The organism is Methylophilus sp. 'Pure River' (assembly GCF_046765995.1).
Lineage (GTDB): Bacteria > Pseudomonadota > Gammaproteobacteria > Burkholderiales > Methylophilaceae > Methylophilus.
On the sequence record NZ_JBKOUE010000004.1, the window covers coordinates 225,491 to 239,336 of the forward strand.

At 52.5% G+C, this 13,846-nt stretch carries 11 protein-coding genes; 8 read left to right on the forward strand and 3 right to left on the reverse strand.

Annotation, left to right across the window (positions count from 1 at the left end; all coding sequences use genetic code 11):
* Positions 1 to 136: 136 nt before the first annotated feature.
* Positions 137 to 979: a substrate-binding domain-containing protein gene (locus tag ACIDE9_RS06460; RefSeq protein WP_411993601.1), complete on the reverse strand. Its 843-nt coding sequence runs from the start codon at positions 977 to 979 to the stop codon at positions 137 to 139.
* A gap of 598 nt (positions 980 to 1,577) precedes the next feature.
* Between ACIDE9_RS06460 and ACIDE9_RS06465 the strand changes: the two genes are divergently transcribed.
* From ACIDE9_RS06465 to ada, 4 genes are all read left to right on the forward strand, one after another.
* Positions 1,578 to 3,902 carry an FdhF/YdeP family oxidoreductase gene (locus tag ACIDE9_RS06465; protein ID WP_411993603.1) on the forward strand — a complete coding sequence of 775 codons (2,325 nt, stop codon included), beginning with the start codon at positions 1,578 to 1,580 and terminating at the stop codon, positions 3,900 to 3,902.
* On the forward strand, positions 3,892 to 4,233 hold the full coding sequence (locus ACIDE9_RS06470) for a hypothetical protein (RefSeq protein ID WP_411993605.1): 342 nt from the start codon (positions 3,892 to 3,894) through the stop codon (positions 4,231 to 4,233). Before ACIDE9_RS06465 ends, ACIDE9_RS06470 begins: the two co-directional genes overlap by 11 nt.
* A 69-nt stretch (positions 4,234 to 4,302) precedes the next feature.
* The gene (locus tag ACIDE9_RS06475) at positions 4,303 to 5,730 is read left to right on the forward strand and encodes a PLP-dependent aminotransferase family protein (RefSeq protein WP_411993606.1); all 1,428 of its coding nucleotides are present in this window, start codon (positions 4,303 to 4,305) and stop codon (positions 5,728 to 5,730) included.
* A 101-nt stretch (positions 5,731 to 5,831) separates the two neighbouring features.
* Positions 5,832 to 6,938: a bifunctional DNA-binding transcriptional regulator/O6-methylguanine-DNA methyltransferase Ada gene (ada, locus tag ACIDE9_RS06480; RefSeq protein WP_411993608.1), complete on the forward strand. Its 1,107-nt coding sequence runs from the start codon at positions 5,832 to 5,834 to the stop codon at positions 6,936 to 6,938.
* 10 nt (positions 6,939 to 6,948) lie between these two features.
* Here ada and ACIDE9_RS06485 read toward each other — a convergent pair whose 3' ends face one another.
* Entirely contained in the window at positions 6,949 to 8,133 is a 1,185-nt protein-coding gene (locus ACIDE9_RS06485; protein ID WP_411993610.1) for an EAL domain-containing protein, read from the reverse strand.
* Positions 8,134 to 8,373: 240 nt separating this feature from the next.
* Positions 8,374 to 10,284 carry a putative bifunctional diguanylate cyclase/phosphodiesterase gene (locus ACIDE9_RS06490; RefSeq protein ID WP_411993612.1) on the reverse strand — a complete coding sequence of 637 codons (1,911 nt, stop codon included), beginning with the start codon at positions 10,282 to 10,284 and terminating at the stop codon, positions 8,374 to 8,376.
* 323 nt (positions 10,285 to 10,607) lie between these two features.
* On the opposite strand from ACIDE9_RS06490, the gene ACIDE9_RS06495 reads away from it, so the two are divergent.
* From ACIDE9_RS06495 to ACIDE9_RS06510, 4 genes are all read left to right on the forward strand, one after another.
* Positions 10,608 to 11,153 carry an RNA polymerase sigma factor gene (locus ACIDE9_RS06495; RefSeq protein ID WP_411993614.1) on the forward strand — a complete coding sequence of 182 codons (546 nt, stop codon included), beginning with the start codon at positions 10,608 to 10,610 and terminating at the stop codon, positions 11,151 to 11,153.
* An 11-nt stretch (positions 11,154 to 11,164) separates the two neighbouring features.
* Complete coding sequence (locus tag ACIDE9_RS06500; protein ID WP_411993615.1) at positions 11,165 to 12,205, forward strand: FecR family protein; 1,041 nt, start codon at positions 11,165 to 11,167, stop codon at positions 12,203 to 12,205.
* A gap of 96 nt (positions 12,206 to 12,301) precedes the next feature.
* Positions 12,302 to 12,826, forward strand: a complete 525-nt coding sequence (locus ACIDE9_RS06505) for an RNA polymerase sigma factor (RefSeq protein WP_024929528.1) — start codon at positions 12,302 to 12,304, stop codon at positions 12,824 to 12,826.
* Positions 12,823 to 13,830 (forward strand): FecR family protein, encoded by a 1,008-nt coding sequence (locus tag ACIDE9_RS06510; protein WP_411993617.1) that lies wholly within the window; start codon positions 12,823 to 12,825, stop codon positions 13,828 to 13,830. Before ACIDE9_RS06505 ends, ACIDE9_RS06510 begins: the two co-directional genes overlap by 4 nt.
* Positions 13,831 to 13,846 lie beyond the last annotated feature (16 nt).

Below are 13,846 nucleotides of genomic sequence, written 5' to 3' on the forward strand. Positions count from 1 at the left end.
GCACCCGTGTTACCTTCCTCCGCGGCGGGCACGGCAAAGGCGAAAGCCAGCAGGGCTGTAAGAAAAAAAGTTTGATACGTTTCACGAAATCGCTCCCTACGCGTAGTGAATACTTATACGAGTATGGTTAACGAAATCAATGCGTGTCAGCCGCCGGTAGCGGGAACACCCAAGGGCCTCCAGCTTCTTTGTCGGCAGCCACCAGATCGGCTTGGCCAGCGGGGCTGACGAGGTAATCTGCAAGTTGCCGGGCTAGCTCACGTTGGCGTGTATTTGCTGGGTGACGAGGCCCCGGCTCAACCACCACATATACCCGGCGCATGGCCGGATCACCCTTGAGCAACACCGCCATGCCTTTGCTCGGCATCTTGCCGAAGGCCACAGGAATGTGGCCAACCACCGCGTAACCATGCTTGTCGGCAGCTGAGCGCAGCACCTGCTGGGGCGACTCGGCATCGTCGTATAACTGCTGGCGTGGTCCGGGTCGCAGGCCAAGAGAACGGAACAGGCCATGCACGATGCCAAAGCTACCGGGATCACGGAAACCGATCAGGGGCGCGTCGGCGGCTACGATACGGCGCATGGCCTCAGCAGCATCCGCTGCCTCGACCACCTTGGCTGGATCATCATTGGGCCCGACGATCACATGCTCATTCATGGCCCAGGCACGTAACGGCGCAGCCACTCCGGCAGCTAACAGGCCGTAGGTCTCATCGCTGCCATGAATCAGCAATAAATCGGCCTCACCATCGCGAAAGATGGGTACCACGCCTTCTTTGGGAGCAGCAGCTACAGTCTCGATCACAAGGCCGGTTGCCTTGCCTGCACGCTTGGCAAGGGCGGGCCAGACGCCCGAAAGCACCAGCCCGCCTACCACGGCCACCTTGACCCGGGCCTCGGCAGACGTATCCTGTGCTGCTTCACCTGTTGCCAAGCAAAGCGCCAGCAGGATGGCAAGATACCAGCGGCAAGATTTCATGGTCTATCCTTTTTTGAAAGTGGTGTTCGCCCAAATGGTGGACCGTAATATACGTCAGTATATAGCGAACGTCGCATAATACTATTGAGGCATATGCAAATCCAGCCCCAGATGGTCAATTGCCTATTTTTCAGTGCCTTAGAGAAGTGATGTATAGATGAAGTGATGTATTAGGCATGCATATGACTACACTAAATAGCGGCTGAAGGATCAAACCTTCAACTTATGCTGGGTGATATCTCAACTTGCATTACAAATGGCTTGAAATAGCCCTTGGCAAGACTTTTTCTAAGTCTTTGATTTTTATTGATGTTGGATATTAAGTGAAATAGCTGACGACATCTGCCTAAAGTAATCGGTGCTGTTGACGAAATTAAGTCTAAGGTTTCGAAAGCAAGCAGCCAGTGTATTCATGTTGTGGGATAGTCCGTGTCAATACTGGCATCTCTACGTTTTTAGCTCACAACTGTACTCTAAAAATTCAGCACTTCTGTGTCTGGTTTGCTGTCGTGCGTTGCCTTACGATGACACACATCGTTATTCCGTATTTATATGTTGGCATGCTTTCACATATGCCAACTCACCGTCAGTAGGACTTATGTCGCAACCTAAAGCCTCCATTAAGCCATACCACCACCCAGCCGCCGGTTGGGGGGCGTTGAAGCAAGTCGCTGCGCAACTGGCGCTGCAAAAGATTCCTGTGAAAGGCATCATGACTTTGCTGGCCCAAAATCAGCCGGATGGGTTTGACTGCCCAGGTTGTGCCTGGCCAGACAAAGAGCACACGTCTACCTTTGAATTTTGTGAAAACGGCGTGAAGGCCGTTGCGGCAGAGGCGACCAATAAGCGTACGCCACCAGCGTTTTTTGCCAAACACACGGTAACCGAGCTGATGGGCTGGGGTGATTTTGAGTTGGAAAACGAAGGCCGTTTGACGCACCCGATGCGTTACAACGCTGCCACAGATAAGTATGAAGAAGTCTCCTGGGATGATGCCTTTGAATTGATTGCCTCACATTTGAATGCGTTGGCCGACCCGAATGAAGCGATTTTTTATACTTCTGGCCGTGCCGCCAATGAGGCCGCTTTTTTGTACCAATTGTTTGTGCGCGAATTCGGCACCAATAACTTCCCCGATTGCTCCAACCTTTGCCATGAGTCAACCAGCATGGCTTTACCGCCAACTGTGGGCATCGGCAAGGGCTCGGTGACTTTGCATGATTTTGAGCATACTGACACCATCCTGATTTTTGGCCAGAACCCGGCCACCAACCATCCGCGCATGTTGGGCGAGTTGCGCGAGGCGGCCAAACGAGGCGCGCGCATCGTCGCCATTAACCCGTTAAAAGAGCGTGGCCTGGAACGGTTTGCTGACCCGCAAAGCCCGTTTGACATGCTGTCTTTCAAGGGTAGCAAAATCAGTGATTTCTTTATCCAACCCAAACTGGGTGGTGACTTGGCACTGATTAAAGGCATGATTAAGTTCGTGATCCAATGGGATGACGAAGCGATCAAGCATGGCGCCGAGCGTGTGGTGGACCTGGCGTTTATCGAACAACACACTAATAATTTTGCAGCGATTGCCGAAGATGCACGCCAGGAAAGCTGGGCGGTGATTGAAGAAGAGTCCGGCGTACCGTTAGCGCAGATTGAAGAAATTGCCCGCATTTATGCCACCGGCGACCGCGTGATTGCTACCTGGGGCATGGGCATTACCCAGCACAAGCATGGCGTCGCCACCATTAAAACGCTGGTGAACCTGATGTTGTTACGCGGCAATATTGGTAAAGAGGGCGCAGGCCTGTGCCCGGTGCGCGGCCATAGCAATGTGCAGGGTAACCGCACCGTCGGCATTTATGAAAAGATGCCAGCCGAGTTTCTCGATAGCCTGGAGCGCGTGTTTGATATCAAAGTGCCGAAAACGCCAGGCTACGATGCCGTAGGCGCTATCCAGGCCATGATAGACGGTAAAGGTAAAGTATTCTTTGGGCTGGGCGGTAATTTTTCGATTGCCACGCCGGATACTGACCGTACCTGGGAAGGCATGCGCAATTGTGATTTGACGGCGCATGTGACGACTAAACTGAACCGCAGTCACCTGGTGCATGGCAAAGACGCCCTGATTCTGCCATGCCTGGGCCGCACCGAAATCGATACGCAGGAAACCGGCCCACAGGGCGTGACGGTGGAAGACTCGATGAGCATGGTGCATATCTCTTATGGCATGAACAAGCCTGCCTCACCGCATCTGCTCTCCGAGCCAGCCATTGTGGCGCGCCTGGCACATGCCACGCTCAAACGCAGCAAAACGCCATGGCTGGCGTTTATTAAAGATTACAGCAAAATCCGTGATGCGATCGAGCAAACCATGCCGGTAGCATTCAAGGATTACAACGAGCGTATCAAGACGCCAGGTGGCTTCCGCATGCCGGTGCCTTCTAGCGAGCGCGTGTGGAAAACTCCTTCTGGCAAGGCTGAGTTCACCGTGCAGGCGATTCCGCAAAACTCGCCTATCCACCAGGCGCGTGAGCAATATGGTGACCAGTTGTTCGTATTGATGACCACCCGTTCGCACGACCAGTACAACACTACCATTTATGGCATGGATGACCGCTACCGCGGTGTGTTTGGTCAGCGCCGCGTGGTATTTATGAACCCGCTGGATATTGCGCGCATGGGGCTGGTGGCCGGTGACTGGGTCAACCTGGTCAGTGTGTGGCAAGATGGAATTACCCGTCGTGCGGATAAGTTTCTAGTGGTGTCTTACGACATTCCGCAAGGTTGTCTGAGTGGCTATTACCCTGAAACCAATAATCTGGTGCCGCTGGAAAGTGTGGCTGATGACTCACGCACGCCAACTTCCAAGTCTATTCCGGTGATTTTGGAAAAAACCACTGCGCCAGAGGTAGCCCATGCTGCTTGAGAATGACCTGACTGTCTTGCATGATGACGCTACGGTTGATGAAACTGTGGTGGAAACGGGCTTTATCGCCGACTATGTGCCGCTGGATAACAGTACAGTGTTGATGCTGGGGATTTTGGAGTTGCTGCATGCCGAGCATGAGCAGGGCCGGTCATGTGTGTCGCTGGCGGTAATTTGCAAGCGCCTGGGGATTCGCATGAGTACCTTGCAACGGTTGATGACGGCGTTGAGTGAACAGGCGCTGGTGGAGCTGTCTACGCAAAAAGAACGCCTGGTCGCGGCCTTGACGCAAAGTGGCGAAGAAGTTTCGCTGGCGTTGCAGACGACCTAAATCTTGCACGGGCGCATAGCCGCCTGACGTATAATACAGGCATCACAACCCCTGCATAGCCTGGTCACCATGAAGCTTTATGTCTCGTTTGCCGCCCGCATACGCGCAATGATTGATGAAGGTGTGTTGCGCCCCGGAGACAGGATTTTTTCGGTGCGGCAGGCCAGCCAGAAATACGAACTCAGTATCAGCACCGTCTTGCGTGCTTACCTGTTACTGGAACAAGAAGGCGTCATCAGCAGCCATCCGCAATCCGGTTATTACGTCACCCCACGCAAACGTTTACAACAGCGGCATGCTTCCCCGCTGGCTAAAGATATCAACTTGTCTGAAATCGATGCCAGCAAACTGGTGCTGACCACGCTTAAGTCGATCCGCGAGTTTGGCACCGTGCCGCTGGGATCGCCCTTTCCAGATCCGCAACTGTTCCCGCTGAAGAAAATCCATCAATATGAAAAAGCCCTGACCGATGACGAGGGGGAGTGGGGCGTGCTGAGTGATTTGCCGCCTGGCAACGAAAGCCTACGGCAGCAGATTGCACGCCGCTATCTCGCGCATGGCATGGATGCTTCGCCGGATGATATTGTGATTACGCATGGCGCCACGGAAGCCATCACCCTCTGCCTGCAGGCGGTGGCCAAGGCCGGGGATACCATTGCCCTGGAGTCGCCCGGCTATTACGCCCTCGCGCACACGGTAGAGCGCCTGGGCATGAAGGTCGCAGAAATCCGCACCGACCCCGTCTCTGGCATAGACCTGGATGCCTTGCGCGCGGTGACTGATAACGTGCGTATTGCGGCCGTACTGATTACGACTAACTGCCAGAACCCGCTGGGCTTTGTGATGCCTGCTGCGAAAAAGCAGGCGTTGGTGGCGTTTCTCGCCGAGCAGAATATCCCGCTGATTGAAGATGATGTCTACAGCGAGCTGTATTTCAGCGATGCAGCGCCTTTGCCAGCCAAGGCGTTTGACCGCGCGGGCATGGTGCTGCATTGCTCGTCCTTTTCCAAATCGCTGGCGCCGGGTTACCGCGTGGGCTGGACCAGCGCAGGCCGTTACCGCCAGGAGGTGGAGCGCCTGATGTTTCTCAATAGCCTGTCATTGACGTCGGCACCGCAAATTGCGATTGCCAAGTTTATGCAACGCGACAGTTTCGAACAGCATCTCAAGCAGTTACGCCATACATTGCGCTCAAACTATGTGTTGATGCGCAATGTGATTGAACAAAGCTTCCCGGCCGGGACGCAGCTCTCGGAGCCCAAGGGCGGGTATGTGATCTGGGTCAAGTTGCCGCCCGCCATTGATGCGCTGGAACTCTATCGTGCCGCGATTGGAAACGGAATTACGGTGGCTCCGGGAACCATTTTTTCGCGTAAAAAAGACCTGACCCATTATATCCGCCTCAATTTTAGCCACTTATGGACGCTGGCCATTGAACAGGCTGTTCGCGATGTGGGCGCCCTGGCCTGCGAGATGCTGGCCGCAGGGCAGGCGTAGCTGACGTTGCGCGGATGGAATTCAATCGCAAGAGTCGGAGTGTTTGTGTGTGTATGATCTTGTATCGTTAGGCTTATCAAGGAGAGATCACAGGGCAGGCCATGACGACGCGCAATCCTATGCAAACACTGCAACAAACACACATGCAGCACCCGACGATGCATGATCCGCGTTGGCAACAAGTGCTGGCCCGCGATGCGCAGGCCGATGGGACGTTCTTTTACTCGGTGAAAACCACCGGCGTGTATTGTCGGCCATCGTGTGGGGCCAGGCAGGCTCGCCCGGAAAACGTGGCATTTCACACTAGCTGTGCCGCTGCTGAGGCCGCTGGTTTCCGGCCATGTAAGCGGTGCAAACCTGACCAATTACCTTTGGCTGACACCGCCGCAAAAGTGGCCATGGCCTGCCGTTTGATTGAAACCGCCGAGACCAGCCCCAGTTTGGCGCAGTTGGCTGACCATGTCGGCGTCAGCCGTTTTCACTTTCACCGCCTGTTTAAATCTGTGACCGGTTTGACGCCTAAAGCCTACGCCTCTGCACACCGGGCACAGCGCATGCGCCAGCAACTTGGCGCCCGCATGAAGATTAGCGATGCTATTTATGAGGCGGGGTATGGGTCGAGTAGCCGTTTTTATGAGACCGCCACTCAAACACTGGGCATGCAGCCTGCGCAGTATGTGAAAGGCGGTAAGCAGGCACAGATACGTTTCGCCCTGGCGCAGTGTTCACTGGGCGCGGTGCTGGTTGCCAGTAGTGCCAAAGGCGTCTGCGCGATTGCGATTGGCGATGACCCGGAACCATTGCTGCATGATTTACAGGACAGGTTCCCGTCTGCTGAACTGATAGGCGGGGACGCTGATTTTGAGTCATTGGTGGCGACGGTGATCGCTTTTATAGAAGCGCCTAAACTCGGCTTGAATTTGCCGTTAGACGTACAGGGGACGGTGTTTCAACAACGGGTCTGGCAAGCGTTGCGGGAGATTCCCTGCGGGACGACCGTGACTTATAGCGAGCTTGCCAGCCGTATCGGCTTACCCAAGGCAGTAAGGGCGGTGGCCAGTGCCTGTGCGGCCAATACGCTGGCGGTGGCGATTCCTTGCCATCGAGTGATTCGCCAGGACGGCTCCCTGTCTGGCTATCGATGGGGTGTGGCGCGTAAACAGGCCCTGCTTAACAACGAGTCTACAGACCAACCACTTTTGCCGTAGCCGTCTATGTTTAAAACTGGTTATTCCACTGTGCCAGCCAGGTTTTAGTGGCGGCCTGATCCATGGGCCGGGCAAAATAATAGCCTTGCGCATAGCGGCAGCCAAGCTCACGTAAACCAATGGCGGCCAAGGTGTTTTCAACGCCTTCGGCAATGGTTTCCAGGCCCAGGCTTTCTGCCAGTTTGAGGGTGGAGGCGACTACCTTTCTCGACTTGGACGAGGTTTCCATGGTGGTGACAAATGATTTGTCTATTTTTAGTTCGGTAAATGGCAGTTTGGCCAGTTGCGCCATAGAGGAGTAGCCGGTACCAAAGTCATCAATGCTGAGCTTAAAGCCTTCTGCCCGCAGTTGCGACAGAATATGCTGTGCTTCATCGGGGTCGTGCATGGTGGCGGTTTCCGTCAACTCAAGAATGACTTTTTCCGGGGCCAGCTTGAATCTTTTGCAGGCATTGACCAGGCTGTCTGCCAGCATCTGGTTTTTAATACTTTTTGCCGAAATGTTCAGCGAAAACGACAGTGCCGTACCGAGTGAGCGGATAAAGCTAAAGCCGGTTTCGATAACAATCTGCGTGAGCTGGTCAATTTGCCCGGTTTTCTCGGCGACGGGAATAAACAGCTCGGGCAGCTTGATGCCAAGTACCGGGTGCTTCCAGCGCAACAGGCCTTCAAAACCAATGACTTTGCCGCTGAATAGCTCGATTTGCGGTTGATAAAATACGGTGAATTGATGGTTGTGGATAGCATCCGCGATCGTGTCACTATCGACGATGAATGACTGTGTACTGGCATCGCTACTGGTGTGTGCATGCAGGTCGACCGAGACCTGGTCGTTGAGCAGGTTTCTTAATATGTGCTGGTGAAACGGCTGGTAGAGGATGCCACGGATATTCAGGTTGTGCTCAATGGCGGCAAGTTGAACGGCGGGCAGGGTGTCTGTGCCTATGCCACTGCTTAATATAATCGACGACTGGCAGTCGAGCTGCGCCAGTGTTTTTAGCACCTCTATGCTATTTATGCCGGGCATGACAATATCAATGGCCAGGTGCGTCGGTTTCCAGGCCAGAAACGCGTCGATAAACAAGGTGGCGTCTGCCACTATCCTGACTTCAAATCCCAGGCTCTTGGCTTCGCTGGCAATCAGATTGGCCTCCTGAATATCATCATCCAGGATTAACAGCGTGCTTGTACGCATTGCGCAACCCTCCTTTTTGATCTATTTAAATACTGATGGATAGATCCCGGTTTGGTTCGATTGAGTCTTGCTGGCGCTTAATACACAGCGCTTTCTTCATGTCATGCATGGCATCGTAACCGCATGGGCGATGGGTGAGCATGAAAGTTAAAGAATTGATATTAATATAGTTTTTGTGACAGTGGTAATTCTTATCAACTTTTAAGGCAAGGTTTTAACTGCCGCCCTGCGTGTGGCGGCTTAGGTGGTCGGTATTAATTTCGTGTCTGCCAGATAGGCTTGTACCTGCTCTTTAGGCATCGGCTTGGCAAAGTAATAGCCCTGAATGAGCTGGCAACCCATGGCCTGCAGAAAACGTACCTGGCTTTCAGTTTCGGCGCCCTCAGCCACACACTCCATATGCATGCCGTGGCACAGTGCCAGAATGGACCTGACGATGGTTTGGCTGGTGGTATTGGTTTCAATATCCTTGACAAAACTGCGGTCGATTTTCAGTTTGTCCAGTGGCAGGTTTTGTACGTGGCTCAGGCTGGAGTAACCCGTGCCAAAATCATCCAGCGCAACCTTGGCGCCAGCCTTGCGTAGCAGGCCGATATTGTCCCTGGCTGTTTCAAAGTCCTGCAATAAGGCGGTTTCGGTGATCTCGAACACAAAGCGGTCAGGGGCTAGCTGGCTAGTGTGCATCATGCCGATCAGCGCTTTAATCACAGCCTGGTTAGTGACATCGTAGGCTGATAAATTAAAGGAGAGCCGCATGTTGTCTGGCCAGGTGGCCATTTCAATCATAGAGCGGCTAAACATCAGCTTGGTAATATCGGCAATCATGCCCAGGCTTTCGGCCACCGGGATAAACATGGCTGGTGACACCGCGCCTATGGTCGGGCTCTGCCAGCGTGCCAGGCTTTCAAAAGCACACACTTCGTTGGCATCCATATCAATAATCGGTTGAAATACCGGGCACAGCTCGGCGTGTATATCTGCCGTACGCAAGGCCTGGTCTATGCGGTTCAGGTGCATGCGCTCCTGTTCCAGCGTTTTGGAGTAAATCTCCAGATTGCCGCGGCCGGTGCGCTTGACGTGGTACAGGGCAAAATCCGCATGTTCGTACAGGCTTTGCGCCGAGATATTGTCCTCGCAGATAATGCAGGCGCCGATAGAGGCTTTAACGGTAATCAGCAGGCCATCAATGCTGATGGGTTGTGAAATGGCCTGGTTGATATCATGCGCCACTTGCTTGAGTGACGCGTGTTCATCGTCTGTGACCAGGTGAAATGCAAACTCATCGCCGCCCAGTCGGTAAAATTGCACCTGGCTGGGCCTGACGTGGGCCAGCCGTTTGCCCACTTCAATCAGGACCAGGTCGCCGATGTGATGGCCATGCACATCATTGACCGGTTTAAAGTTGTCCAGATCTAAAATCCCTACCGCAAAACAGTCTTGCGTTCGTCTGGCCAGGGCCAGCTGTTGTTCCACCTGCTCAAAAAACTGGCGGCGGTTGGGCAATTGCGTCAGCACATCCTGATTGGCCAGGCGCTGGTTGTCTTTCAGCAGTGCCTGCGTTTCATGCGTGGCATTGACCCATTTATCGAACATGGTAGTACTGCCACGCATGGTAATGAGCATACCCACCTCAAACACCATAATGAGCAAGGTCATTAAATGCGGGTGTTCAAAGCCACCGCGGTAAATGCAGGCGATGGCAGATGAAATCATCAGCAGGTTATAGGCATAAGCGGCCGGGCCCAGCTTGCATAAGATAAATGCAAAACAGAATCCGTAGAGCGTATTGTGGAAGATCAGGAAGTAGTGGCCGAAGGTGTCGGTGAGGGGGTAGAGATAAACGCTGCGCCAGAACGTGAAAAATCCGGCAAGAATAAAGACGATGGAGGCGATCTCCAGTCGTTTGCGTATTTTATCGATGGACGGGCGTTCGTCGCGGTGCCAAAACCAGTATAACAGCAGGCTGCAACCAATCAGCATCCGGAGCAGCGGGGTCGCAATCGAGAGCGACCAATGCACCTGGCTATTCAAAACGATCATTTGAATGCTGAGTGCGCTGATCGCCGTGAAAATGGCGACGGGCACATCTTCAAGCAGGCTGTTATAGCGCGCTCGCAACACTTCATGGCTGGTCGTTTTAAAAAATGACATTGATTTTTTAGACTAATTATTGTCTTTTAGTGATGCAATATTAAGCATGCGTAGTGGGTTTCTATCCGGCAAACACAGCGCAATAAGCTTTCCAATTGTAGATTTGGTCTGGCCACAAAAACTGGCAGCTATTTTCTGCGTCATGTTTTTATGTAGTTCCGATCCGACTGTGATTTTACTTTTATTTCAATATATTTAAATGGTTTATTACAGCCATTTTTTAAAAAAGTGGTTGAAATAAACCGGGATCATTTGCCAGTTTTTAAATGCATTCACATTTTTTAATTGAGAATCAATCTCTTATTGAATCTCAGGGTGATGGCATGTGTTTTGCAACAATCCAGCTATTCAAAGTAGGGTGGTGGAATATGAGCGAAACACTGGCTTGGTGCGGCATTGATTTAAAGTGGGCTTACACCGACGTCTTGCGTCGTATTGGTCGTCGCACGGCGTGTGTGCAACGTGCCAAAGATATCCTGCACGATGCGCTGGTGTTTTTTGCAGTTTCCAGTCATCCGGCTCGCGAAGAGTCACCGCAGGCTTACTTGAATGGGATCGTCAACCATTTGCTGGTAGATGAGTTTCGCCATAGAACGCGGTTTGTCGACGAAGACCAGATTGACGAAGCTGCGCTGATCCTGGAATGCACACCCGAGCAATTGTATGAAACGCGGCAAAAACTGCATCACTTGCAACGCGTGGTCGACTTGTTGCCAGAAAAATGCCGCCAGGTATTCTGGCTCTATCATGTGGATGAGATGAAGCAGCGCGAAATTGCCGCACAACTGAATATCAGCACCAATATGGTGGAAAAACACCTGATCCGGGCCATGCTGGATATCCGGGCATTTCAACAGGCGATTCATTAAGCCTGCCGCTTATGTCTAAACCGCTCGCGTCAAAATCATCCACAGCCAAGTCACTCACACTGAGCGAGATGGCTGCGCGCTGGTATTTACGTATGCGTGAGCATGCACACAACCAACGCTCTGCAGAGCATCATGCGTTTGAACAATGGCTGGCAGATGACCCTAGCCATGCCGCGGAATATGACAGCTTCGCTCACGCCATGCGCCAGTTGGATTCAGCTGAAAGCCTGTCTACGCTGGCGGATGCAGCCGAGCAGCAAACGTTTATGGCTAATGAAGCCCGCCGCAAAGCCAAGCAACAGCGCCTGGCGCAGTTGATGGTGGTCTGCTTTATTTGTATTGCTGGCTTTTTCTCGCACCAGCAATACCAGGTCTGGCAAGCTGCGCCGGTCATGCAGCTGGCGGCACAAAACCCGGTGGGGCAAATCGTCACTAAAACACTGGATGATGGCACCAAAGTCACCTTGAGTGCCAAGAGCGATATGGAAGTTACTTATTACCGCCACCAGCGCCATGTGCTGCTCAAAGAAGGTGAAGCCATTTTTGAAGTGACCAAAGATCCTGAGCGGCCATTTGTCGTCGAAACTGATACCGCAAGAATCACCGTGCTGGGAACACGCTTTGCTGTGAACCGCCTTGAGCAGCTGGTGCGTGTGAGTGTGGATCATGGCCGCGTCAAAGTCGAGCCGCAATCGGAGCCAGACGCAGCATCATCCGAAAGCCCATCATTGCTTTCACGTGAAATCACCAACGGCCAGGTAGCCGAGGTCTACCCTAACCGCGCCATGGTGCTGGTCAACCGCCCGGCCTCCGATGCCTTCGCCTTTCTCAAAGGTCGCCTGGTATTCGATCGCGCCGATACCAGCGAAATTGCCTATACCGTGTCGCGTTACCGCCGCAAGCCAGTGCAGTCGCAAGGTAAGCAAGTACGTAATATTTCTGCAGACATCAACATCCAGGACATAGACCAGTTTTTGCATGGCCTGCCCAATATTGCCCCAGTCAAACTGCAAGACACGCCGCAGTACACACTGCTTAATAGTTTGCATTAGTGCATGACCTGGTGTTGGTTTTCAGTATGGTCAAGAGCACTGATACGATAGAAATGGCACTTGCTTGCACTTTAAAAGCATTCGGAAACATAAGCGATGAATTCCTCAATTGAATGGCATGGCATCAACTTAAGATGGGCGTATTGCGAGTTATTGCCTGCAATCTATAACGACATCCGTTGTCGCCACAAGGCTTACGATATCTTGCATGACGCCTTGTTGAAGTTTGCAATTTCACCTTCCACCATCAATCTGGAAAAACCTCATGCTTATCTGCGGGTCATCGCACATAACCTGGCACACGAAGACCGCAAGTTCAATAAAAGGCTGGTCGCATTTTCCACTGAAGAGTTTGATCTGGCGGCCTTTTTAGAAGACCCCACTAAAGTCGCGCCCTCGCCTGAGGAGCTCACTTCGCTCAAACAACGGCTTGAAGCCTTGCAACGCGTCATTAATCGCCTCCCACCCAAGTGCCGTGAGGCGTTCTGGTTATATCGGGTAGACCAGCGCTCCCTCAAAGAGATTGCAGATCAGCTATCTATTAGTGTGAATATGGTGTCACGACATATCACCCGCGCCATGCTGGATTTAACCCGACTGCAAGATCAAGTCCTGTCATGATGTCGCGTAACCATACGGACAAATTGCGTGAAGTCGCGATTAGCTGGTTTATCCGCATTAAAGATGCCGAAGCCGATGACCCTTTAAGATCCAAATTCGAGCAGTGGTTAATGGCCAGTGTGGCACATCAGCAAGCATATGCGGATGTTGCAAACGTGTGGGCGTCTTTTGACTCACCGCATGCGCTTGAAAAACTGGCCGATATTGCCGACCAGGATGCTTTCTTTCAACAGGCCGCGCAATCCAAAAAAATTAAAAATTATGTTGCGGGTGCCGTGGCTGCAGTGGCGATAGGCTTGGGTGGTTTACTGGGTTTCCAAACCTGGCGTGCTCAACCTGTCATGCAAATGGCCGCACAGGTTGAGGTCGGGCAAGTGAAGGCGCAACGTCTGGAAGACGGCACCTTGATGACCATGAATACCGGTACAGATATTGAAGTCACCTACTACCGTGACCGACGCATAGTGACGCTCAAGCGCGGGGAAGCCATCTTTGAAGTCACACGCGATGAAAGCCGTCCATTCATCATTGACAGCGGCAAGGCCAAAATCACTGTGCTGGGTACCCGCTTTGCAGTCAACCGCTTGCATAAACTGGTCCGTGTCAGCGTAGATCATGGCACCGTCAAGGTTGAGCCACAGAATGTCGAGAGTGCGACCCGGCCGAATGCATTGATACTGCATGATGGCGAAGTGGCCGAAGTGAAACATGACAATACAAAACCAACACGCTCGCATCACCAGGCGTCTGATGCCTTCGCTTTCGAAAACGGCATGGTGATATTTGAAGAAGCTGATCTGGATGAAATCGCCGAGACCCTGTCCAGGTACCGCAAGTTGCCGTTAATCGCAGAACAACCGATATCTAACAGCGTACATATCTCTTCAATGCTGAAGACAAGCTCGATTGAGACCTTTATTCATCAAATGCCTGAGCTGGTCCCGGTGCGTATTGTGCCAACCGCACAGGCCACCCTGATAAAGGCAAAAACACCTGCTAAATAAATAAATTTAAAAATCG